Source organism: Stenotrophomonas sp. STEN087 (genome assembly GCF_056759115.1).
On sequence record NZ_JBRRCR010000067.1, the window covers coordinates 1 to 23,184 of the forward strand.

At 62.3% G+C, this 23,184-nt stretch carries 23 protein-coding genes; 8 read left to right on the forward strand and 15 right to left on the reverse strand.

The window, feature by feature from the left end; translation table 11 throughout:
- Positions 1-330 precede the first annotated feature (330 nt).
- From ACVOK1_RS15530 to ACVOK1_RS15540, 3 genes are all read right to left on the reverse strand, one after another.
- Positions 331-885 carry a queuosine precursor transporter gene (locus ACVOK1_RS15530; RefSeq protein ID WP_481562588.1) on the reverse strand — a complete coding sequence of 185 codons (555 nt, stop codon included), beginning with the start codon at positions 883-885 and terminating at the stop codon, positions 331-333.
- An 83-nt stretch (positions 886-968) separates the two neighbouring features.
- Positions 969-1,460, reverse strand: a complete 492-nt coding sequence (locus tag ACVOK1_RS15535; protein ID WP_406233311.1) for a hypothetical protein — start codon at positions 1,458-1,460, stop codon at positions 969-971.
- A gap of 113 nt (positions 1,461-1,573) precedes the next feature.
- Positions 1,574-2,533 (reverse strand): mitochondrial fission ELM1 family protein, encoded by a 960-nt coding sequence (locus tag ACVOK1_RS15540; RefSeq protein WP_481562589.1) that lies wholly within the window; start codon positions 2,531-2,533, stop codon positions 1,574-1,576.
- A gap of 126 nt (positions 2,534-2,659) precedes the next feature.
- Between ACVOK1_RS15540 and ACVOK1_RS15545 the strand changes: the two genes are divergently transcribed.
- Together ACVOK1_RS15545 and ACVOK1_RS15550 are read left to right on the forward strand one after the other, a co-directional pair.
- On the forward strand, positions 2,660-3,250 hold the full coding sequence (locus ACVOK1_RS15545; RefSeq protein ID WP_079220405.1) for a malonic semialdehyde reductase: 591 nt from the start codon (positions 2,660-2,662) through the stop codon (positions 3,248-3,250).
- A 76-nt stretch (positions 3,251-3,326) separates the two neighbouring features.
- Complete coding sequence (locus ACVOK1_RS15550; RefSeq protein WP_481562590.1) at positions 3,327-4,034, forward strand: YceI family protein; 708 nt, start codon at positions 3,327-3,329, stop codon at positions 4,032-4,034.
- 379 nt (positions 4,035-4,413) lie between these two features.
- Here the strand turns inward: ACVOK1_RS15550 and ACVOK1_RS15555 are convergent, their stop codons facing one another.
- The 3 genes from ACVOK1_RS15555 to ACVOK1_RS15565 all read right to left on the reverse strand — a co-directional run bounded on the left by ACVOK1_RS15555 (position 4,414) and on the right by ACVOK1_RS15565 (position 6,412).
- On the reverse strand, positions 4,414-4,815 hold the full coding sequence (locus ACVOK1_RS15555) for a hypothetical protein (RefSeq protein WP_481562591.1): 402 nt from the start codon (positions 4,813-4,815) through the stop codon (positions 4,414-4,416).
- A 166-nt stretch (positions 4,816-4,981) separates the two neighbouring features.
- Positions 4,982-5,779 (reverse strand): siderophore-interacting protein, encoded by a 798-nt coding sequence (locus tag ACVOK1_RS15560; protein WP_481562592.1) that lies wholly within the window; start codon positions 5,777-5,779, stop codon positions 4,982-4,984.
- 66 nt (positions 5,780-5,845) lie between these two features.
- Positions 5,846-6,412 (reverse strand): PadR family transcriptional regulator, encoded by a 567-nt coding sequence (locus ACVOK1_RS15565; RefSeq protein ID WP_481562593.1) that lies wholly within the window; start codon positions 6,410-6,412, stop codon positions 5,846-5,848.
- Between the two features lie 633 nt (positions 6,413-7,045).
- Between ACVOK1_RS15565 and aceE the strand changes: the two genes are divergently transcribed.
- The 3 genes from aceE to ACVOK1_RS15580 all read left to right on the forward strand — a co-directional run bounded on the left by aceE (position 7,046) and on the right by ACVOK1_RS15580 (position 12,454).
- A complete protein-coding gene (aceE, locus tag ACVOK1_RS15570; protein WP_481562594.1) occupies positions 7,046-9,733 on the forward strand; it encodes a pyruvate dehydrogenase (acetyl-transferring), homodimeric type in 2,688 nt (895 codons plus the stop codon).
- Between the two features lie 117 nt (positions 9,734-9,850).
- Positions 9,851-11,392, forward strand: a complete 1,542-nt coding sequence (locus tag ACVOK1_RS15575) for an AAA family ATPase (RefSeq protein ID WP_481562595.1) — start codon at positions 9,851-9,853, stop codon at positions 11,390-11,392.
- On the forward strand, positions 11,393-12,454 hold the full coding sequence (locus ACVOK1_RS15580) for a hypothetical protein (protein WP_481562596.1): 1,062 nt from the start codon (positions 11,393-11,395) through the stop codon (positions 12,452-12,454).
- 30 nt (positions 12,455-12,484) lie between these two features.
- On the opposite strand, the gene ACVOK1_RS15585 is transcribed toward ACVOK1_RS15580, so the two are convergent.
- A complete protein-coding gene (locus ACVOK1_RS15585) occupies positions 12,485-12,655 on the reverse strand; it encodes an integrase core domain-containing protein (RefSeq protein ID WP_481562607.1) in 171 nt (56 codons plus the stop codon).
- Positions 12,576-12,884, reverse strand: a complete 309-nt coding sequence (locus ACVOK1_RS15590; RefSeq protein ID WP_481562597.1) for a DUF1153 domain-containing protein — start codon at positions 12,882-12,884, stop codon at positions 12,576-12,578. Before ACVOK1_RS15590 ends, ACVOK1_RS15585 begins: the two co-directional genes overlap by 80 nt.
- Before the next feature lie 161 nt (positions 12,885-13,045).
- On the opposite strand from ACVOK1_RS15590, the gene ACVOK1_RS15595 reads away from it, so the two are divergent.
- A complete protein-coding gene (locus tag ACVOK1_RS15595) occupies positions 13,046-15,685 on the forward strand; it encodes an AAA family ATPase (RefSeq protein WP_481562598.1) in 2,640 nt (879 codons plus the stop codon).
- Positions 15,686-15,688: 3 nt separating this feature from the next.
- Positions 15,689-17,017 (forward strand): McrC family protein, encoded by a 1,329-nt coding sequence (locus tag ACVOK1_RS15600; RefSeq protein ID WP_481562599.1) that lies wholly within the window; start codon positions 15,689-15,691, stop codon positions 17,015-17,017.
- Here ACVOK1_RS15600 and ACVOK1_RS15605 read toward each other — a convergent pair.
- Positions 17,014-17,229 (reverse strand): hypothetical protein, encoded by a 216-nt coding sequence (locus ACVOK1_RS15605; protein ID WP_116863332.1) that lies wholly within the window; start codon positions 17,227-17,229, stop codon positions 17,014-17,016. The two genes, ACVOK1_RS15600 and ACVOK1_RS15605, sit on opposite strands and share 4 nt — an antisense overlap.
- A 149-nt stretch (positions 17,230-17,378) precedes the next feature.
- Between ACVOK1_RS15605 and ACVOK1_RS15610 the strand changes: the two genes are divergently transcribed.
- Positions 17,379-17,972, forward strand: coding sequence for a hypothetical protein (locus ACVOK1_RS15610; protein ID WP_481562600.1), 594 nt, complete (start codon positions 17,379-17,381; stop codon positions 17,970-17,972).
- 9 nt (positions 17,973-17,981) lie between these two features.
- On the opposite strand, the gene ACVOK1_RS15615 is transcribed toward ACVOK1_RS15610, so the two are convergent.
- From ACVOK1_RS15615 to ACVOK1_RS15640, 6 genes are all read right to left on the reverse strand, one after another.
- Complete coding sequence (locus ACVOK1_RS15615; protein WP_481562601.1) at positions 17,982-18,776, reverse strand: XVIPCD domain-containing protein; 795 nt, start codon at positions 18,774-18,776, stop codon at positions 17,982-17,984.
- A 72-nt stretch (positions 18,777-18,848) separates the two neighbouring features.
- Complete coding sequence (locus tag ACVOK1_RS15620) at positions 18,849-19,418, reverse strand: hypothetical protein (protein WP_481562602.1); 570 nt, start codon at positions 19,416-19,418, stop codon at positions 18,849-18,851.
- Positions 19,415-20,251, reverse strand: coding sequence for a hypothetical protein (locus ACVOK1_RS15625; RefSeq protein ID WP_481562603.1), 837 nt, complete (start codon positions 20,249-20,251; stop codon positions 19,415-19,417). Before ACVOK1_RS15625 ends, ACVOK1_RS15620 begins: the two co-directional genes overlap by 4 nt.
- A gap of 33 nt (positions 20,252-20,284) precedes the next feature.
- A complete protein-coding gene (locus tag ACVOK1_RS15630) occupies positions 20,285-21,052 on the reverse strand; it encodes a hypothetical protein (protein ID WP_481562604.1) in 768 nt (255 codons plus the stop codon).
- A 45-nt stretch (positions 21,053-21,097) separates the two neighbouring features.
- Complete coding sequence (locus tag ACVOK1_RS15635; protein WP_481562605.1) at positions 21,098-21,466, reverse strand: hypothetical protein; 369 nt, start codon at positions 21,464-21,466, stop codon at positions 21,098-21,100.
- Positions 21,467-22,014: 548 nt separating this feature from the next.
- Positions 22,015-23,124: an XVIPCD domain-containing protein gene (locus ACVOK1_RS15640; protein ID WP_481562606.1), complete on the reverse strand. Its 1,110-nt coding sequence runs from the start codon at positions 23,122-23,124 to the stop codon at positions 22,015-22,017.
- Between the last annotated feature and the right edge of the window lie 60 nt (positions 23,125-23,184).

Consider the following 23,184-nt stretch of genomic DNA (forward strand, 5'->3'; position numbering starts at 1 on the left):
GCGGGTGGGCTGAGGGGGTCCCCGGTGCGCCGTGGGTCGGTGCCGCCGGTTGTGGGCCACACTCTGGCGGCGGGTTTGGACCCTGATGGGGCGTGCCGACCAACGGTCGGCACCCACCAGAGCGGTGGGTCGGCACCCACCGAAGATGTGGCTTGGCGTCGGCCCGGCAAAGGCCCGCAGTTGGTAGGTGCCGACCGTTGGTCGGCACAACCTGTCAGCTGCGATGCACCCTGAAGGAGCGTGCCGACCAACGGTCGGCACCCACCAGAGAGGTGGGTCGGCACCCACCGGAGCGGTGGGTCGGCACCCACCAGAGCGGTGGGTTGGCACCTACCGGGCGACCGGCGCCATCTTCCACAACAACGCGCGGAACGGGGCCAGCAGGCACACGCCGATGGCCAGCTTCACCGCCAGGTCGCCCGCGGCCCAGCTCACCCACGGAAGCGCCGAGCCGGCAAACGCGATCGACCAGAAGATGGTCGTATCCACCGTCGCGCTGCAGGTGGTGGCCACCATGGGGGCACGCCACCAGCTGCCACGGCGCAGGCGGTCGAACACGGTAATGTCCAGCAGCTGGGCCACGATGAAGGCCGAGCACGAGGCGATCGCGATGCGCGGCGTCGCCACCCACACCGACAGCAGCACCGCCAGCAGGAAACCGATCCACGCCACGCGGCGGGCCGGGCCCGGGCCGAAGCGGCGGTTGATCAGGTTGCTCACCAGGAACGCCACCGGGTAGCTGAAGGCACCCCAGGTCAGCCAGTCGTTGATCGGGTACTGCACCAGCACGTTGGACAGCAGCACCACCGCGCCCATGGCCAGCACTGCCAGCACGAGGGCGCGCGGGGTCAGCGGGGCAAACACAGGGTCAGGACGCACGGACATGGCGAGCCAGGGCAGACAAGGGAATCGCCCATTATCCGCCCGCCTGCCGGCAAAGCCAAAAACCGCCGTTCAGCTGGCCCGGCTCAGTACCCGCCTTGTGCCGGCGGGTAGGGGGCGGGAATGTGGGTCAGCGGCCTGCCCTGCGGATCGCGCGCCATCAGGCCTTTGTGGCCTTCCGACGGGGTCGGGTCGAACTGCACAGTCTGGCCGACATGGAACAGCACCGAAGGATCGCCCACCTGGTTCGTCCAGCGGATGGCGGCCGTATTACCCGGTTGTCCCGCTTGCTCCAGCAACACTTCGCGCTCGCCATCCACGTTGGTGCCGATCGAGCGCACCTGCATCGGCGGCGGCACACCATTGGACGCCGCCACCGGCGGCTGGCCGGGCTTTGGGTTGGCGGCGGCCGCATCGTTCTGCGCCATGGTCTGGGCCAGACCCGGAGAAATATCCAGTGACACCGGAGGCTGCTGTGTGTCCACGAAGCGGTAGACGCGCCGCGCATCGGCAGGGCTGGCAGACAGCAGCCCGACGGCCAGGGCCAGGGCAATCGCAGTGCAGGGCAGGGTACGCATCGTCAATTCCTCCATGGAGCGACTGGGCCCTGGGCGGGCCCGCGTGCCGATCATAGCGTTCGCGGCGTAAAGCGTTGGTAGGGCCGTGCGTGGTTGCCGGCCAGCGGCCGGCATTACCCGAGGGTGAGGCGCGCGCTGACTTCCGCCGCTACCCGCGCGGTTTCGCGCAGTGGCTCGATGCGGTCGTGCTGCCAGTCCAGCCAGTGCGTCTGCAGGCGGCCGCGTTCGTGCAGCTGGCGCTGGAAGCGGGCCAATCGTCCCTGCGCGGTGTCGGCCAGGGCCACCATCACCGGCAGGCGCGTGGCGCTGGCTTCAGAGAGCAGGTTCACCGAATCGGGTGATACCACCACCCGGTTGGCCCAGCCCAGCAGGCCGGCATAGGGGTTCACGCCGTCGCCGCCATCGCCCCAGATCACGTGCGGCAGGTGCGCGAACGTCGCGCGCAGGATCTCGGCCAAAGCCGGCGGCGTGCGTCGCGAAGTCGTGGCCAGCAGGCTGCCGCCTTCGCTGCGGATCTGCTCGGCCAGTGCGGTGAACACCGCCACCATCGCCGCCTCGTCCCACGGTGCCAGCGGCGTCGGTCCGCCTACCAGCAGCGCGGTGCGCGGGCCGGGCAGGGCACCGAAGTCGGCGAACGCGGCGCGGCCCAGCGTCAGCCAGTCATCGTCCACCGGGTTCAGGCTGCCGATCAGCGTGAGGACGTTGCTGCCACGCAGGGCATCGTGCTCGGGCACCACCACCAGATCCCAATGGCGGGAGGGCAGGCGCGGGTCGAGGATCTGCACCGTGCGGCTGCCACGGGCACGCAGCACGCGCAGCGCACCGGCGGCCTGGCGGCCACAGCCGATCGCCAGCGCAGGGGCCTGCGCGGCCAGCTCGGCGAAGTCGGGGCCGTAGCCGTTCACATCACCGGGCAGGCGCCGCGGCGACAGCCAGCGCCAGGGCGCACGGGGCCGCAGGACCAGCGGGCGATGGGTGCCCTGGCGCAGCGCCGAGGCCAGCGCGACCGCCTGGCGGACATTGCCGGCACGGCCGTCAGTGACCGTCCACGGCGCGCTCGATCGTTTCACCATTGGCATTAATTCGTTTCAGCCCTGCTGGGTGTTGCAACAGTCGCGACACTCTACACTCCTGATCGTCCTTTCGCCCCGCGTCGCCCGCGGGCACTGACTCCCTTTTGCTGCCCTGGAGATCCACCGATGTCCCACGCGCTCGACGCTGCTGCACTGGACCAGTTGTTCCGCACTGCCCGTACCCAGAACGCCTTCCTCGACACGCCGGTGGAAGACGCCCAGCTGCACGCCCTGTACGAGCTGGTGAAGTGGGGCCCGACCGCCGCCAATGGCAGCCCGGCGCGCTTCGTGTTCGTGAAGTCGGCCGAAGCCAAGGCCAAGCTGGCCCCGGCACTGTCCGAAGGCAACCACGACAAGACCCTGGCCGCACCGGTCACCGTCATTGTCGCCTTCGACCAGGACTTCCACGAAAAGCTGCCGTACCTGTTCCCGCACACCGATGCCAAGGCCTGGTTCGACGGCCCGCGTGAAGGCCGCCACGAAGGCGCGTTCCGCAACGGCAGCCTGCAGGGCGCCTACCTGATCCTGGCCGCGCGCGCGCTGGGCCTGGATGCTGGCCCGATGTCCGGTTTCGACAATGCCAAGGTCGACGAAGCCTTCTTCGCCGGCACCAACATCAAGTCGAACTTCCTGGTCAACCTGGGTTACGGTGACCCCTCGGGCCTGTTCCCCCGTCTGCCGCGCCTGTCGTTCGACGAAGCGGCGCGCATCGCGTAAGTCGCTGTATCGGTTTCGGGCCGTCACCTTGGCGGCCCCCGTTGTACCCACCCTACGATTCCGGAGAGTTCCTCAGATGAGCGCCACCCGTAAACTGCTGCTGCCGCTGGCCCTGACCCTGGCCATTGCCGCCTGCTCCAAGCCGGCCGCCACCGCTGCCCCGGCTGCCGATGCCGCCGCCCCGGCCACCACCGAGCAGGCTGCCACCCCGGCCGCTGACGCCGCTGCTGCTGCCCCGGCCGCCGAAGCGATCCAGATCGCCTCGGGCACCTACAAGCTCGACCCGAGCCACACCGACGTGCTGGCCCAGTGGAGCCACTTCGGCTTCTCGCACCCGAGCGCGCACTTCGGCAACGCCGAAGGCACCCTGGTGTACGACGCTGCCGACGTGACCAAGTCCACCGTGGAAGTGAAGCTGCCGCTGAGCGGCCTGAACAGCTTCACCGCCAAGTTCGACGAACACCTGAAGAGCGCCGATTTCTTCGACGCCGCCAAGTTTGCCGATGCCACCTTCAAGAGCACCAAGGTTGAAGCCGCCGGCACCAACAAGCTGACCGTCACCGGTGACCTGACCATCAAGGGCATCACCAAGCCGGTCACCCTGGACGTCACCATCAACGGCGGTGGCGAGCACCCGATGGCCAAGGTTCCGGCCGCTGGCTTCGATGCGACCACCACCCTGAAGCGCAGCGATTTCGGCGTCGGCGCCTACGCCCCGAACGTCAGCGATGAAGTGAACATCCGCATCACCACCGAAGCCACCGGCGAAAAGCCGGCGGCTTGATGTAACCCGCTCACTCGTCGTGAGAAGGCCGAAGGCCCGCTGAAAAGCGGGCCTTCTTTTTTGGGGGAAACGCGCGGAAACCTGCTGTGGGCTGGGACTGCGCGGAAACCTGCTTTGGGTCGGGGCCGCGGGGAAACCTGCTTTGGTAGAGTCGACTGTTAGTCGACTGCTCTTCGCTGGATGCCAAAACCCCGCGCTGCGCGCGATAGTCGACTAACAGTCGACTCTACCCCGTCGGCCGTTTCCGGAATCCCGTCGTTCATTCCGTACCCCGTCGTTCATTCCGTACCGCGTCGGTCGTTTCCGGAGCCCGGTCGTTCATTCCATACCGCGTCGGTAGTTTCCGGAATCCCGTCGGCCGTTTCCGGTACCCCTGCAATCACCGCTGCGCGATCAACCATGCGGCGCATGCGTCGCTGGGGCTCTGCTTGGCTTTCACGGTCATGCCGCTCACGCGCACGAACGTCTGCGCGGCCTGGGCCACCACGTTGCGGGCGATCAGGGCGGCCTGCTTGGTGGCGGCCTGCTGCTTGCGCAGCTGCACGATATGCACCGACGGGCGGCCCGCCGGGGCGTACTTCTGGTCGCGGCGCAGGATGTCGGCTACCTGGGCCACTTCGAATTCGGCCTGCAGATAGCGGTGCTCGGCCTCCAGCAGCTCGCGCAGCGGCGCGCGTGCGGCGGCGGGGTCGGCGAAGGCGGCCAGGGCCGTGTCGCAGGCCGCGTCATCGGCGAAGCGGGTGCGCAGCTTGTCGATGCCGGCCAGGGTCAGTTTGCCCATGGAGGGCCTCACAGGTGCGGGAAAGGAGCGCGATTGTGGCAGAAGTCGTGGCAGGACCGGGGTCGGATCCCTTTTCCCGCAGGGAAAAGGGCTCTGACCCCAGAGCCCACCGAAGTTTGGGGTCAGAGCCCTTTCCTGCGGAAAGGGATCCGACCCCGCCTGGGTATCAATCGCCGTCGGTTTCGTCCGGGTGGGCCTTCCAGTAGCCGGTCGAGCGGATCCAGTCGCGCGGCACGCCCAGGTGGCCTTCGATGAACTTGCGCATCATCCGCGCGCGGCGCGATTCGGTGGCGATCCAGTAGAACGTGTCGCCGTCCGGGGCCTCGAAGTCGGTCAGCATGTCTTCCAGCAGCGTGCTGCTGGCCGCCGGGAAGCCGTTGCGCTCCAGCCAGTGGATGCGCACGTTCTCGTACTGCGGCAGGTCCTGGCGCTCATCCTCGTCGCTCACTTCGATATACGCCTGCACCTCGGCGCCATCGGGCAGCACGTCCAGCCAGCGGGCGATGGCCGGCAGCGCGGTTTCATCGCCAATCAGCACGTAGGCGTCGTAGTCGTCGGCCACCACGAACGAGCCGCGCGGGCCGCCGATGGACAGGGTGTCGCCCGGCTGCGCGCGCTCGGCCCACGGCCCAGCAATGCCCTGGTCGTGCAGCACGAAGTCGATGGCCAGCTCGCCGGCCTCGTGGTCCCACCAGCGCGGGGTGTAATCGCGCGCCACCGAGTGCTCCTTGCCCTCGGGGTAGCGCGGGCCTTCGGCGGTCATCACCGGCAGCACCATCTCGCCGCTGCTGTTGGGGAAGAACAGCTTGATGTGGTCGTCCGGGCCGGGCGAATCGAAGCCGGCCAGGTCGGCGCCGCCCAGCACCACGCGGCGCATGTGCGGGGTCACGGTCTCGGTGCGCAGCACGGTCAGGTGGCGGAAGCGCACATCCAGGCGCAGGCGCGAATTTTCATGTTGGGTCATTGCAGTACCTGTGCAGGTAATCGCGCGGCATCGCGCGCGTGGAAGGGGTAAACGACCTGGCGGGATTCACTCTGGCTCGGTCGGGGTAACGCGGTAGGGCGCATCGGCCAGCGCACCGTTCAGCAGCGCCGAGGCGCGCGACAGCTGTTCGGCCACCGCTTCGGCCTCGCCCTCGCTCCAGCGGCCGTGGTGGCGCACCAGCGCCTGCTTGAACTCGCGCAGCGCGGTGGCCAGCGGCGGCGGCAGCGAGGCCTTGGTGATCTCGCGGGCACGGTCGAAAGCGCGGCGCTGGGCCAGCCGCACCTGGGTGCGCTGCACCTTCAGCTCGAACTCGCCGGCTGCGGTGATGCGGAACACCCGGCGGCCGTCCTCTTCTTCCGATGCCACCCAGCCGGCCTGCTCGAAGCTGGCCAACAGCGGGTACATCGTGCCGGCGCTGGGCGTGTAGGCCTGCATGAACACGCCGCTGATGTGCTGGATCAGCTCGTAGCCGTGGCGCGGCTGTTCGCCGATCAGCGCCAGGACCAGCAGGCGCAGGTCGCCTCGGCTGAGCACGCGCGGCTGGCCGTTGCGGCGGGGGACGGCGGGCGCATCGTCTTCCTTGCGCGCCTTGGCAGTAGAGGTCCGGGCCATTTCGATATATCGGTAACGAGTGTGCAAACGATATATCGATAAGCCGCACCGGACAAGTACGGTTTCGGCCACACCGATGTGCAGATCGGGCCACGGTCCAAGCAGGGCAAGGGGGTGGGGCAGGGCGTGCGCGCGCTGCAGGCCACCATTGCGTGGCCCGGCATCCGTGCCAGGCCACGCAACAGCAACCGCAGGTGCCCCGGTGGCCGGGGCCGGCAGACAGCGCGGTAAACCGCGGGAAGGGGCCTGCTCGCGGCCACGGTGCGTGGCGGGCGCGGCAGGGTCCAGAGCCATACGCGACTGGTTGTCAGACATTCATCCGCGCACCGTCAGGCAAGCCTTACGCGCGCCCCGGCTGCCCCACTACGGTCATCCGTGGCGGTAACACTGCGTCCTGCACGTGGACGCAGCGGCCCGGAAACGACAGCCGGCGCAGGCCGATACGGCGGAAAAAACAGAGGCTTGCAGCCGCTTGTCCCGCCCCCCGCTGGCCCGGGACAGGCCTTGCGGACACTGGCCGCCTGCATCCATACGGCAGCGTAGCCAAACGACGAAAGCCCTTGGTGCGCTACACTTTGCGGTCTAGATATCTATACAACAGTCGCGCGCGTGCGTGCGGTAATGGGAGCGCTAATGAACTGGTTGAACGAAGTGCTGAACAACGACACCAATCCTGTGGAAACCCAGGAGTGGATCGAGTCGTTGAAGGCCGTCATTGATGTCGAGGGCCCCGAGCGCGCGCATCAGCTGCTGGAAGGCATGGTGGAACTGACCCGTCGTTCGGGTGCGTACCTGCCGTTCTCGCCCACTACCGAATACGTCAACACCATCGAGCCGCAGTTCGAGGCCAAGAGCCCGGGCAACGCGGAACTGGAATGGCGCATCCGTTCGATCATCCGTTGGAACGCGATGGCGACCGTCGTGCGTGCCAACCGCAAGCCGGGTGACCTGGGCGGCCACATCGCCTCCTTCGCCTCCGGTGCCACCCTGTACGACGTGGGCTTCAACCACTTCTGGCGCGCCCCGAGCGACAGCCATCCGGGCGACCTGCTGTTCATCCAGGGCCACAGCGCCCCGGGCATCTACGCGCGCGCCTTCCTGGAAGGCCGCATCAATGAAGAACAGCTCGACAAGTTCCGCATGGAAGTGGACGGCGGTGGCCTGTCGTCCTACCCGCACCCGTGGCTGATGCCGGACTTCTGGCAGACCCCCACCGTGTCGATGGGCCTGGGCCCGCTGGCCGCCATCTACCAGGCGCAGTTCATGCGCTACCTGGAAAACCGTGGCCTGATCGAGAAGTCCGACCGCAAGGTGTGGTGCTTCATCGGCGACGGCGAGAGCGACGAGCCGGAAACCCTGGGTGCCATCGCCCTGGCCGGCCGTGAAGGCCTGGACAACCTGATCTTCGTGGTGAACTGCAACCTGCAGCGTCTGGACGGTCCGGTGCGCGGCAACGGCAAGATCATCCAGGAACTGGAAGGCGTGTTCCGTGGCGGCGGCTGGAATGTCATCAAGCTGCTGTGGGGCGGTTACTGGGATGCCCTGCTGGCCAAGGACACCCATGGCGTCCTGAAGAAGCTGATGATGGAAACCGTCGACGGCGAATACCAGAACTGCAAGGCCTTCGGCGGCGCGTATACCCGCGAGCATTTCTTCGGCAAGTACCCGGAAACCGCTGCGATGGTCGCCGGCATGAGCGACGACGACATCTGGCGCCTCAACCGTGGTGGCCACGACCCGCACAAGGTGTACGCCGCCTACCACCAGGCCGTGAACACCAAGGGCATGCCGACTGTCATCCTGGCCAAGACCGTGAAGGGTTACGGCATGGGCAGCGCCGGTGAGGCACTGAACCCGACCCACCAGACCAAGAAGCTGGACGACGACGCGGTGCGCCACTTCCGCGACCGTTTCAACATTCCGGTGACCGACGCGCAGCTGGCCGATGGCCAGGTGCCGTTCTACCACCCGGGCCCGGATTCGCCGGAAGTGCAGTACCTGCAGGAGCGCCGCAGCGCCCTGGGCGGTTACCTGCCGCAGCGCCGCCGCAAGGCCGACAAAAGCTTCAACGCACCGAAGCTGGAAACCTACGAGCGCCTGCTGAAGAGCAGCGGCGAGCGCAGCTATTCCACCACCATGGCCTTCGTGCAGAGCCTCAACATCACCCTGCGCGACAAGGAACTGGGCCCGCACATCGTGCCGATCGTGGCCGACGAAGCCCGTACCTTCGGCATGGAAGGCCTGTTCCGCCAGATCGGCATCTACGCGCCGTTCGGCCAGAAGTACAAGCCGGTCGACGCCGACCAGCTGATGTTCTACCGCGAAGACCAGAGTGGCCAGGTGCTGCAGCAGGGCATCAGCGAGCCGGGCGCCATCAGCTCGTGGATGGCGGCCGGTACCAGCTACTCGGTCAGCAACGTGCCGATGCTGCCGTTCTACATCTACTACTCGATGTTTGGCTTCCAGCGCGTGGGCGACATTGCCTGGCAGGCCGCCGACATGCGTACCCGCGGCTTCCTGCTGGGCGGCACCGCCGGCCGCACCACGCTGAACGGTGAAGGCCTGCAGCATGAAGATGGCTTCAGCCACCTGGTGGCTGGCGGCATCCCCAACGTGCGCAGCTACGACCCGACCTTCGGCTTTGAAGTGACGGTGATCCTGCAGCACGGCACCAAGGCCATGATGGAAGACCAGGTAGACGAGTACTACTACCTGACCCTGATGAACGAAAACTACACCCATCCGGAAATGCCGGAAGGTGCAGCCGAAGGCATCGTGAAGGGCATGTACCTGCTGACCGACGCCGGCAAGCCGAAGAAGGGCGAGCTGCGCGTGCAGCTGCTGGGTTCGGGCACCATCCTGCGTGAAGTGATTGCCGCCGCCGAGCTGCTGGACAAGGACTTCGGCGTGACCGCCGACATCTGGTCCTGCCCGAGCTTCAACGAGCTGCGCCGCGATGGCTTCGATGCCGAGCGTGCCAACCGCTTCCACCCGGAAGGCGACCAGCGCAAGGCCTACGTGACCGAGCTGCTGGAAGGCCGCCAGGGCCCGGCGATTGCCGCCACCGACTACGTGCGTGCGTATGCGGACCAGATCCGCGCGTTCGTGCCGATGTCGTACACGGTGCTGGGTACGGATGGTTTTGGCCGTTCGGATACCCGTGCGAACCTGCGTCGCTTCTTCGAGGTTGACCGGTACTACATCGCGCATGCCGCGATTGCGGCGCTGGCTAAGGACGGGAAGATGACCGGGAAGGATGTGGCCCGGGCGATCAAGCAGTACAAGATTGATCCGGAGAAGGCTAACCCTGTTGGGGTTTGATTGACGTTTTAAGCGTCAAACTGAAAGGGAGCGTTCATCGATCGCTCCCTTTTTTTGTGAACAAATTTTCGGAAATTCTCCGAGCCATCTTAAGAGGGAAATGGAATGATTTCTGAGATGCGTATCCAGAACATTCGCTCGCTGCGTGACACGGGTGACATCCCCGTGAAAAAAATTAACGTAGTGGTGGGGATGAATAGCTCGGGAAAAAGTACTTTCGTTCGAGTTTTTCCGTTACTAAGGCAGAGTGTCGAAGTAAGAACAAAGGGTCCCCTGCTTTGGTACGGACGGCTTGTAGATTTTGGAGATTTCAAGGAAGCAAAGACCACCGGCTCCGACGCTGAGCCAGTGGCGATCTCATTCAATTTAAGGCTGAAACGCCAGAACTCCAGACCTGGAAAGTTGCCAGGTCCAACGTATCGAGGGTACACGCTTCCCGCTAGTGTGAAATTAACTCTAAATATTGACCAGGCCGGCAATGATGACTTTGGTTTTATCTCAAAGCTAAAGCTTCAGCTCGATGCTGATGTGGTCGAGATGACAATGGATTCAAATTGGATCAAGTCTATTATTGTTAACGGAGCCAGTTTCTCCCCGGCGAATGGGCAATATTGGTATGTTGGGTCAGGTGAAGGCAAAATTCCTGGGCTCATTTACCTGGTGGAGAAAAAGTCCGCAGATGGTGAAACCCTAGAGGATGATCCATCCTGGGTGATAAACCGCATGGCAGAAATGCTGAGCTCTATCGCTCACGGTAATACCTCGATGGATCGGCTAAGAACTGTGGCCGAAAGGCTCGTGTATGCACCAGGCGGACAGTTCAAGGCCCAACTTCCCAGGCTGTCAGGAATGCCGGATGGCGTTCGCTACGCTCTCCACACCCATGCGAATGCAGATAGATCTGTGTTTCTTGACAAGCTTCGAGGCTTGGCGTTACTTAATATATTGCCTTCGGTTCTCCGCGATGTATCTGTCTCGTTTGAGGAATTTTGCGCCGGTGTTCGATATATAGAGCCTGTCAGAGCATCTGTCGAACGGTACTACCGCCAACAGGATTTGGCCGTCGATGAAATCGATTCGAGTGGCGCAAATACTGCTATGTATTTGCGATCCCTTGATTCGTTTGAGTTGAGAGGGCTTACTGCTTGGATGGAGGAGAAACTTGGATTTCGAGTTTACACTGAAAGAAGCTCGGGAAATGTTGCGGTTAAGATTAGGGTTAACGGAGAGTCCGTTGGTCGAAATGTCGCAGATCTCGGCTTCGGATATTCCCAGGTTCTCCCTGTAATCCTACAGCTGTGGCACTCGTGTCTGAGGCCGCGTCGAGCTAACAAGCGTGCATCAGTAGTCGCAATCGAGCAGCCCGAGCTTCATCTTCATCCGAAATTTCAATCTAGCCTCGCTGACGTATTTGTTAGTGTCGCCAATTCAATGCCTCGCGACGGAAATTCTGTCCCATTCTTCATTGAAACTCATAGCGAGCACATCATTAATCGTCTTGGAGCTCTTGTATCAAACGGGCAGTTAAGTCGCGAAGATGTGCAAGTATTGCTGTTCGATAAGGATGGAGTGGATACAAGAATAACCAGCGTATCATTTGATGAGCTCGGTGTTCTTTCGGAGTCTTGGCCCCTCGGCTTCTTCCTTCCGGAGGTCTGAATGTTCTTCTGGCTTAAGGATGAGCGCGGTGCGTTGGGTGACGAGACGAACTTTGATGAGTACGCAGAGTGCCTTGAAAACCTCGGAGAGGCTGGATTTAGAAAGGAGCATTTAGTATTTGGCGATAGATCTGTGATACATGCCGCGCTGTCTCTTGATATTTCAAGAAAGGCAAAAACCTATTACTCGTCCGTACTTGCAAAGTACGCTACGCTTGGCGGCATGCATCGTGAAGTTCGCCGGGTATTCGTTTCGACTGGATGTTTTGCTCCTGTTTGTGAAGACGGAATATGGACGATCCCACTTTCCGCATTCTCGGACATTTCATCTGTGGCCACTTGCATCATGGTTGTAGAGCATATGTACGACTACGCTGTTATTCTTGGATTGGTCGACATACATCTTGCGGAAGCTGGGATATCTTCCCTAGTCGGGATTAACTTGTTTCCTGCGGCGGGTGGGGGTGGAGGGGCGCATCTCTCGCTCTCAATGTATCAAAGAGATACTCGAAGACTTGGGATATGTATCCTCGATTCCGATCGATCCCACATTCATGACGCGCTGGGGAATACTGCTGGAGCATGCAAGAGGGTATTCGCGGAATCTTGGCGGTGGCGTATGCACATACTTTCTGGGAGGGAGTTGGAGAACTTAATTCCTCCGGGATTGCTGAGATCCCTGGGGATGATGTCTCCTTACCTCGATGATTCAAATTACTGTGAGGAACGTTGGCCTGTCACGGGGTATGTTGATATAAAATCAGGCGATTGCCTGTGTCGCTTCAGGGCTATTGATCGCGGGAATAGGTCCTTTGCTGAAACGAGTATTGTTGTTGGTAGGCATTTTGGAGCTATTCCCATTTATGATGAAGATCCCTGTTCGAGGGGTAATGGGTGTCTAATTTGTCGACCTATTGCTTCTATGTTGTCGGATTTGGCCGGAATAGTTCAAACTCCGGAATTCAGACGCCTGAGGAAATTTCCGCAACGAGTCCGAGCGCTCGATGAGCTGATTGACGACGTAGTGGCAGCCGGTGCCGTAGCTCGGTGGAATTTCATCTAAGCTGTAATGACCCGCCGGTTTCTAAGCAGGTCATACGGTTAATGTCGCGGCATGGGTCGCATCTGGGGTCGTCATTTCCAGCGCCTGATGAGGGCGCTGTTGGTTGTAGAAAGCGATCCAGTCAGCAATCATCCGCGTGGCGAGGACCTGGCTCTCGAAACGATGCCGGTGTACGCATTTCGCCGTAAGCCTCCCGCAGATCCTTCAGGTGCCGCTCGTACTGCTCGCGCACATCCTTGGGCTTGGTCCGCAGGGCGTTCCCCTTACCACGCTTGCCATCCTCGACCCAGCTCTCGATCTCGGCTGGTGGCAGGTCGAACTGGCGGCTGGCCGTGGCTACTCTAGTCTTGCCCTGGATGATCTCAAGGACCAGTGCCGACCTGCGCCGGGCAGTCCAGCGCTTGATCGCTTCTTCCATCACTTCGCTCATCTGTGTCTCCTTCGGGGGAAATAGCACCTGAGCAGGAAATCAGTGGGTCATTGTAGCGATGCACTTGCGACGCTCACTAACTTGAGTAGCTCGCAGCAGCTTTGTCGCATACGGCCCATTTCAACTAACATGTGCCTATAACGTCTTCAACGAGCTATGGCATGGGACGCATCAACTCATCAATCGATCTGGAAGAATTTGGCGTCGGTTCTGAGTACTCTCGTCAGGGTGTTGCGCAGCTGGGCGGCTTATCTGTACCCGCCGAAATTTACGGAACGCCATGGGCCGACGGCATACTAGAACTCGAGAATGCCATCTTGCTGTTCGTCACCCTCGAGAAGGAGGGCGAGGCCAGCTATCTCGACGTCTTCGACGGCACCGACTTTTACTGGGAAAGCCAGAATAGGAATAGCCAGAGTTCCCCGATCATCCGCCGGATCTCAGGCGGTTCGCCCACCTATCTATTCGCGCGGATGCGGGCAAAGGTCCGCGGCGCCTCCAACGCGGTCCCATTCGTCTACTGCGGAAGGCTCGACTTCGTGGCGATGGATGGTGAGCACCCTGTTACATGTCTGTTCGATGCGGTCGACATTGAAACCGGTCATGGCGATAGCCTGACCGAGATCCTGCAGTGGCGCCCCAGCATCTCCCCAACCGAGTTCTCTGCACGGCAGGTGCGGTTGAAGGGGGACGGGAAGATTCTGCCGCCAGTAGCTGCAAGTTCATTTGCTACCCCAGGGCCCACTGTCGCGGGTGGCCCCCTGACCTACGAAGTCGTGCTCACAGACGGCGCCATACGCAACGGCTACATCTCGGTGGACCCCAACTGGTCAGGTTTCGATGCAGCCATGCTCGGCCGGCCAGACGCAGCTTCGGGCCGAGAGGCGACTTTCACGTTCCCAGGCGGCTATCAGGTCACCTCCGATCTGCGAGCCAGCGGGCCGGGCTCGGCTCGAATCCGTGCAAGGGTTGCGCCTGCTTTTAGGCGTCTTGGCGTCGTAGCCGGCGACTCGCTGCTCATTGTCCAAGAGGAAAGTGGGCAGTACCGAATTGAGGCGCGAAAGGGCGGCAAAGACACGTTTGAGCTCGGCTACGCACGCCTGCGTGAGCGATTCCTCGCACGATTCCCTGGCTTCAGTGGCTTCTCCGAGGACCCGCGCCTGCTGCGGGAAACCAGCTACAAGCGGCAGCTGGTAGAGCATTACCAGGAGATCATGGTCCCGGCGCTCAGGAGCGGGCAGCCAGAGGAAGTTTGGTCTGCGCTGATCAAGCTTCTTAAAGTTCGAGTTGGTGTTGAGAATCCGCAGCCGCAGAACGTCGTCGGTTGGCGAATCGTTGCGCAGCTGGCCGACTTGCCTGAAGGCGATCGAGCCGCGCTAGGTGGTGCGGTCCTTTCACTGCTTACGGGGCAGGCCGACGACGGGGCGCAGGAATTCTTCAATGAATCTTCGTCCAACCTGAGTCCACCGCTTCAGCCTGCCGGGCAGCGGTCGCTCTCAAGCCTGTTGCTCACGCTCAAAGACCCGACGCGCCACTTCTTCATCAAGACCGGCCAGATGCGCCGGGCCTTGGGTCTGCTCGACCCGACCTTCGACTTCCGAAAGGGCGGCATGACCATCGAAGAATGGGAGCGCATCCGAGCGCTGTCCACTCGACTGGCAGCACGTCTATCGGAAGACGGCTGGCCGCCCGCAGACATGATCGATGTTCAGTCCTTCCTCTGGGTGGCCATCGCCTATGAGCAAGGCGATGGTGCCGAGGCTGAGGAACAAGAAGATGAAGCTGTGGAACAGGATGACGACATGCCCGTGATTCACGCTCCCTCCAATACCATCCTCTTCGGCCCGCCCGGTACCGGTAAGACCTATGGTGTAGTGGACAGGGCACTAGAGATCCTTGATCCGGAACTCCTGGCCGCGACAAAGGGGCAGGGGGCTGCCGCGCGTGCCACGCTGAAGCGTCGGTTCGACGCGCTGCACGATGAAGGGCGCATCCGCTTTGTCACCTTCCATCAGAGCTTCGCCTACGAAGACTTCGTGGAAGGACTCAAGGCTCGTGCCGGCGAAAGTGGTGCGCTCGAGTATGGCGTCGAGAACGGTGTCTTCCTCGAGCTCTGCATCGATGCCCAGCACAGCGACTTGCCGTACGTGCTCATCATCGACGAGATCAACCGCGGCAATATTGCCCGCATCTTCGGTGAACTCATTACCCTCATTGAGCCGAGCAAGCGCCAGGGCATGGACGAGGCGCTGTCGGTTTGCTTGCCGTACTCCAAGCAGAAGTTTGCTGTGCCAGCCAACTTGCACCTCATCGGCACGATGAACACCGCGGACCGCTCCCTTGCTGCAATGGACGTGGCGCTGCGCCGACGCTTCCGCTTCATTGAGATGCCGCCCCAGCCGGAGCTGCTCGATTGGAGTGTCGAAGGTGTTCCTGTGGGCGAACTGTTAAGCACCCTAAACAGCCGCATCGAGGTTCTGCTAGGCCGGGATCATCTGATCGGTCATGCCTACTTGATGGGCGCCAAGGATCTACCCGCGCTTGCCGATGCGTTCCGCCTCCGTATCCTGCCTCTGCTGCAGGAGTACTTCTTCGAAGACTGGCGCCGCATTGCGTGGGTCCTGAACGATGACGCTAAGCCTCACGCTGAGCGCTTTCTGCGCCAGCGTGAGCTGCAGTTGAGCCGACTGTTCGTGCCCGAAGTCCAGCTCGCCCCAGACACGGCCAATTGGTACATCCATGAGGCGGCTTTCGAACAGGCGGCCAGCTACAAGGGAATCCTCGTCGGTCAGGCGGACTGACCCGTGGCCGTGCTGACCGTTCGCGAGTACGCGCGCATTGGCGTGTCAGAAGGTGGCGCGCGGCAGGAGGGGCTAGATGCCGCCTTCCTGCCGCAGGCGTCCTTTGACTGGCTGTGCGGCGAGTTCGAGCGCTTGCGCGCTGGCGGAGCGGCGCTCATGCAGCGCGACGGTGCACGCTGGCTTCGTCTGGATCAGTACGTGGGCGTAATGGAGTGTCCCGACGGCACTACGCTGGAGGTACTGCCGAAGCACGTTGCACATGCGGACGACGCGCTCGGCGCCCGACGGCTGCTGCGGCGCATGCTGTGCACCGTGCTGGACATTCCGCCGAGGGAGGGCAGTCCCGTCGATGTGACCCTGTTCGACACGCCGTTGAATGAATGGGTCATGGGGCGATTCATCTCCGCGCTGGATGAGTTGCTGAAGCGGGGGCTTCGCTTCGACTACACCCGTGTTCGAGAGGAGCAGCTGTTCTTGCGTGGCCGATTGGATATGTCGCGCCAGCTTCGTCAGTCGCCCACCCGCGCCCACGTATTCAACATCGAGCACGATGTGTTTAGCGAGGATCGTCCGGAGAACCGGCTTCTGCGTGTCGCCTTGGATCGGGTATGCGCGCGTACGCGAAAAGCAGGGACCTGGCGGTTGGCGCAGGAACTGTCCACCCGCATGGCCAGCGTGCCACGAAGCACTCAGGTGGCCAGTGACCTGCGCGCCTGGGGCAGCGACCGGCTGATGGCCCACTATCGCGAAGTTCGCCCCCTGTGTGAGCTAGTTCTGTCGGGGCAAAGCCCGCTGGCGCTCGCAGGCGATTGGCGCAGCCCCAGCATGATGTTCCCTATGGAGCGGCTGTTCGAGCGCTACGTGGGTGTTTGTCTCGCTCGCCAATTCGCACCGGAGTGGCGGGTTGGCGGTGCGGCGTCGGAGTACCTGTGCCGCCATGGCGAAGCGAGCTGGTTCAATCTAATCCCGGACTTCTTGTTACGCCGCGGCGATGAACTGCGTGTCCTGGACACGAAGTGGAAAGTACTCGACGCGATGGCTGGCGACGCGCGGGAGAAGTACGGGCTCAAGCAATCCGACTTCTACCAGATGTTTGCCTACGGACAACGCTATCTGAGGGGCGCGGGGCAGATGGCACTGGTCTATCCGCAGCACGCTGGCTTTGCGCAGCCGTTGCCGGCGTTCGACTTCAGCCCTGGGTTGCAGCTTTGGGTCCTGCCATTCGATCTGGAACGCGGTCTGCTGGTGATGCCCGGATCGTGGCAGGTCCACGAAGAGCATGAGCTGCCCGATCAGCTATCGGGTGAAGCAAGAATGCCCGTCGCAATCTAGCTCTGACGTTCAAGTCCAAGGCGGGGCCACAAAGCATCATCCCGGTCTAGGTCGTAATCATCGCCAAACGCTAGCGCCGCCTCTCGCGGCGGCAAGTCCGCATAGCAGCCCAGCAAGAATTCATCCATGCCGGCATCGCTATGGTCGATGGCAAACAGGCCTAGCATCGCCTCGTCAAACGCTTTCAGCCACTCCGCGTCGATCTTGGTCATGATCATCCTCCTCGGGTAGGACAGGATGACCTGGGGGTGTCTCAAGGTGTGGGACAGCACGCGACGCGCCACATTGCCGCGCTGTCGATTGCAGACCCTTCCGAGATCGTAGATCCTCGCATAATTGAATTCGGAAGGGGCGGAGCACCATGGGCGACATCTCTGATCGCTTGATAGAGACTTACGGCAACCAGCTGCTAATTCCACTGGTTATTGGCGCGCTCCTCGTCATGATCTTTAAGGCGTTCTCGGGTTTGCACCAGACCAGAGGGTCTGCGCGGAGGGAGTTCCTCGAACTGTTCCATGACGTCGGCAAGAAGGACGATCTCTGGTTGTCGGTCGTCGTGAGGCATCACTTTGGCGTATATCTGCCTGTGTCCATCATCCGGCGTCTTTGCAAGCTGGACCAGTCCGCACGCGCGACCATGGAGGTGGCAGACGCGTGGTCTCTTGTTGATCTTGACGAGGTCACGGGGGAGATTCGATGGCGCAAGCAGCGCCATGCGAGTCCCACAGTACGTCGCATACTTGCATTCGCTTTTCTAGCTGGCTACTTCGTATCTGCCCTGGCCGCTTTCTTGCTGGCGTACATACTCGTTGTCGGTCAGGTGTCTGCTGGGTTCTCGATTCTAGGTTGGATTCTGGCGGCAATTGGAGTCGCGTTAGCGCTCTATTGTGCGCATCGTTCAGACCTCCTACGAACCAGCGGGGCATCGCTCAAGCGTTGGCTCGGAGTCGAATAGCTAATCCCTTTACATCGAAGGCGGGGAAACACGCTGCTGCTGCTCCTGTACACGCTGCATTTCCAGTGCCTGCTCCCTTGCCTGCCGATGTCCAATCGCCTCCACCATCCCCATGCTCTCCTCCACCGGCCGTTGCGCAGCCTCAGCGGTCGCCAAATGCGTGCGCACAGCGGCGGGGTTGGCTAGGTCGCCCTGGACCACAAAGATGTTCTGTGCAGCCGGTAAGTTGTCAGTCTTCTTGCTCAGTAGGACGTGGTCCGCACGCGTGATTCCGGCGTCTTTGGCCGCAGCCAACAGACTGGCCGACAAGCGTTCACTGGTTTCGTCGAACGTGCGGCCGTTTGCCCTATCCAGAATCTCTACCTTGCCGCGGATCTGGTCGAACAACGCTTGATCGGCCGTGCTCAGCAAGCGTGGGGAGCGGTTGGCTTCGTCCAGAGCACGGTCTGCCCTCTCCCCTTGAACTCGCGTCAGACTACTGGTGTTGTTCAACTCGATCCGACCATACCCGTCCTTGCCGAGATCGATGATCGGAAACACCTTCGCCTTGCCAAGATCAAGGCCATTTCGCTCCAGCTGACGTGGGTCAAGACCCAGCTCGCGTAGGTCTACCCGGATCTCGGCGGGCGGCCTGCCTCGCCAAAGTGCTTCGTAGCCCTGTGCAATCGAAGAAATAGGTGAGATGCCGTAGTAGTTTCGGTAGTCCGAATCTCCATTGCGGCCTAAGGTTCCGGCGCCGTCATAGAAGCATCTTTCAACTGCGGGCGTCAGCCTGGTCCCGTCCTTATGAGGCAGCGTGGTCAAATCTTCGTAGCTGATGCCTGCGGCCAGCCGCGGAGCCGGGCCGGATCGGTCGATGCAACGCGAGGTGGAACCCTAAGCGAGAAGCCGCTCAAGCTCGGCGTTCGATGCATCGGGTGAGAAGTTTCTGTTGCGACTGTTGAGGGCCCGTAGGCCGCTGATTTCGGCCATCGCTTCCTCCTTTCGCCCCCAATCCAGGTACGTCCGGACCTCTGCGGTTACATCAACACGCTCGTCAAAATTGCGATATGCCTGGGTCATCGCAGCGCCATAGGCCTGCGTGAACTCGGAGAGCGCACCATCGCGATAGGGAGTCAGAACGCCATGCATGCCCTCGTGGCCGAGCACCTCGGTAACCAAGCCTAGCCGCGCAGTTCCAGTCCATTCTGTAAAGTTGGTGGCGCTGATATAGACGGTGCCGGGTTGGCCATCCTCGCCCGCCTCATAGTGGCCGCCGTTGTGTTCGCCATGGGAGACCTTGATCGCACCAATCTGCCTCTTCTCAGCAGCGTTACCCAGAAGCCCATGAAGATAGGGAGATTCGACGATGGACTGGCGAATGACATCCTCCGCGCCCCTCGGGATTCGAGAGTCTTTGGAAAGATTATCGAGCAAGGGCTCTACGCGTGCGTCAACTGCCTTCATGGCACATCTCCTGCGAATCGAACTTCATAGACGCAGGTGTCCGCAGCCGCACCGCTTGCAACGTAAGTAAGCAGATCGGCATAGAACACCGTGCCGCCATCGGAGGAAGTGCGGCGGAACTGTTGCAGGCGCCCTCTCTGAAAGGCACGCTCTCCGCCTCGCGTGTATCCCGCAGCGGTTAGGGCCTTTCCTGCGGCGGTGGAGGTCCAGAAGCAGGGAGCATGAGGGTCATCCGTGAGCGGCTTTCCGCCGGGTCTGAAAACAGAGATGCCGTGATAGGGGACCTTCATGCCGCCCGCCAGGCTGCTATAGCTTGCGTGGAACGCATAGCCATCCTCCATCGCTTGACTCTCCGCCTCGCCACCCTCGCGCCCCGGCTCGAAGGGTATCAGCGTGATCTTCATGGCCTTGGCGAACGCCTCCTCCGACGCATCAGTGGTCTTATGCAGCGAGGCTGCGTATGCAACGAGGCGCTGTTGCAAGGTGGCTGCATCTATGGACTGGGCCGGTGCGGCCCCGGTCAGTGCATGCCCCGCAGGTGGTGGGAGGTCCGCTCGATTAGGCGCTTTGTCAGCCGCAGGCGTACAGGCGGTGACCGCAGCGAGCAGGGCAGAAAGGCCTGCAGCAACGAAATACGAGGAAGCCGAAGCCGATGGGTGCCGGTTGCGATCACAGCTGTGCCGCTTCCCAACGAGGGCGGGCAAAGATTTCATCCAGAAGCGTCCAGCGTTCATCAGCGCGTCCCATGCGGTGGTCGCCTTCACTATAGGGGGCGCGTAGCACGTGGTTCCAGAGCAACCGTGCACACTTTCACGCTGAATACGCAGCGGCATCTTCGGCACCTCAATCAGGTGTGAACGACCACCTCACCGCTGCGCTTTGTACCGCCGCATCAGTTCGCGAGCAGTCGCCTCCACTCGCTGCCAGTCGACCAGCATCACCCGCGCGTAGCTCATCTCCACAGCCACGCCATCCGCCACATCCACCATCGAATGCCGGCACATCGCCAACCGATCACCACTAGACCTCACAAGCGTCCCACCCTCGATCATCACCCCATCCGGCATGTACTCCCGCGAGTCACAGCTGATGAACGTCCTCACCCGTCCATCCCCATCCCGCACCACATACCAATCCGGCGCCATCTCCCACGTATCGCGCGCCACCTTCGACCGATCCACCGCATAAGTCGTCAGCCCCCAGCGCGGCGTCAGCGCCACGCGTTCGCTCAGATCCTGCGCCAGGTAATCCGCCGCCCCCGCGCTGCCCATATACCGCAACTCAATCGTCACCTGCCGGTAGCCGTCCTCCACCGACCGCAGCGGGTGATCCCCCGGCGGCGCGGCATCGAAGTCCGGCCAGAACACGGCCAGCATCACGCCGCCACCGGCAAACGGGCCGATCTGGTTGTAGTAGAGATTGGCCGGGAACATGAAACGGTGCGGGCCCAGGTTGGCCTCCACCGGCTGCGCCGTGTAGGTGCGGCCGCCCACGGTGCGGGGGCTGTTGGTGCCTTTGAGCGTGGCGACGATGTCGTCATCCAACGCCGTGGATGGCGGCCGCGCGCAGCCGCTGGCAGCCAGTACGGCCACCAGCGCGGCGCAGGCCAACCGGCGTGCCGATGTGCTGGTCATGGTGAAACTCCTTGCGCGTGATCGAGGGGATGCCGGAGCAGGGGCCTACCGCTGCCCCTGCACCCGCTCACTGGCCATCACCGTCAGCGACAGCACCGCCATCAGCAGGCCCTCCATCTGCCGGTCGCCCAGGCGCTGCTCGGGCGCGCCGTTCTGTCGCGTGCGCTCCTCGGCCAGGGCCATTTCGGCCACGGCGCGCAGGCCGCCCAGCGTGCAGTCGGCGTCGGCCAGCTGCATGCGGCGGCCGAGGCTGAGGTTGCGCTCGTGCCACGGCTGGCCGTCGGCGGCGGCGCCCGCGCCAATGCGGCGCAGGGTGGCGACAAACCCGTTGGGATCAGTCGTGGGGTCATCCTCGTGATCGGCGTTGGCCGGATCGCGCTGGGTGTGCAGATCAGGGAGTTTCGTTGCGCTCATGGCAGTGCTCCGTGCAGGAAGACAGCAGCCACCGATGAAGGTGGCGGACGATGCGTGGTTCGAAAGCCGGTCTATAGCGAAGCCGGTGGGTCCGAAGACCCCCACGCACCGCCCGCCAAAGAACGCGAACGGATTGCCAGCCGGCGCCACCCAGAGGTGACGCCGGCTGACAAGCGTAAACACATCGCTATAGAACGGGCTTTCGACACCCGCGCCACCCGTGTCAGGTGGCAATGCCAAGGTGTACTCGCACGGTTGCGAGATGCCAAGAAACCGCAGCGCTGGGAGGCCGCAGGTGTTGACGCTTACAGCATTGTTGCATGCGAGACACAGCGCGAATGCTTTGCGGTGCAATGGTTTCGGGCGGTGTTAAGTAACTGCCCGAGCACGCCTGGAAATGCACGGTTTGCAGCAGGGCATGGTTCCGATTGCGACAGCTGATTTTCGTTGCCTGCGTTGAAGGCGTGCCAATTGCGTCACTGCTTAACTATGCAGCACCAATCCCGGCATCGGCCACAGCAGCGGGGTGCGGGCCAGGTCGTAGTCCCCTACAACGAGGGCTGGGAGGCTCGCTGTTGCTGCTCCTGAGACCGCTGCATCTCAGTGGCCTGCTCGCGCGCTTGCCGCTGACCCACCGCTTCCACTTGGCTCATGCTGTCCTGCACGGAACGTTGCGCCGCTTCCGCTGTCGCCATGTATGTGCGCAGTGCTGCCGGATCAGCCATATCACCTTGCACGACAAAGATGTTCTGCGCTGCGGGCGAGTTCGGCGTCTGCTTGCTCAGCACGACGTGGTCGGCTTGAGTGATTCCCGCGTTCTTGGCCGCAGCCAACAGGCTGGCCGACACGCGCTCGCTGGTTTCGTCGAATGAACGGCCGTTGGCTTTATCCAAGCTTTCAACTTTGCCACGGATCTGGTCCAGAAGTTTCTGGTCTGAAGCGCCCAGGGCGGCTGTCGGGGTAGGCCGCTCATTCGCTTCCGCAATGGGACGCACGGTGACGCTGGCACTGCCCGTGTTCTTCAGTTGCACCCAACCCAGACCATCCTTTCCGAAATCACCGACAGCCAGCTCTTTAGCATTGCCAAGGTCGAGGCCATTGCGCTCCAGTTGCTTCGGATCCAGGCCGAGTTCATGCAGATCAACCCGGATGGCCGGTGCCTTTCGACCCTCGGCCAGGAAGGAGTGCCCTGTTCCGATGACGGATAGAGGGTAAGTCCCGTAGTAGTTGCGGTAGTCGGAATCGCCGTGCCGGCCCAGCGTAACTTTGCCATCGTAGAAGCACTGCTCTACGGCCTTGGTCAGCTGCGTACCTTGGCTGTTGGGCCGTTTGGAAATTGCATCATATGAGACGCTGGCATCGAGCACCCGATCCTCCCCGTCAGCACGTATGCAACGGGAACGCGAACGTTCCACCAGCAAAGATTCGAGCTCCTTGTCACCAAGCGTCGGGTTCAGATGCCTGAGACGGCTGTCCAAGGCTCGCAAGCCGGACACTTCTGAAAGCGCCTCGTCCTGCCGGCCCTTGTCGAGGAACTTGCGGACAGGCTCGGTAAGATTGACGGTGCCAGAGCGGGAGGCGTGGGCGGCCTCCAGTTCATCAGAGTAGGGTTCACCCCCGTTTTCACGGACACTTACAAGAAGGCCGATCCAGGCCATGAGGAGTGTTCATGTCAAAGCGTAGGAAGTTCAGTGCCGAGTTCAAGCGTGGTGCGGTTG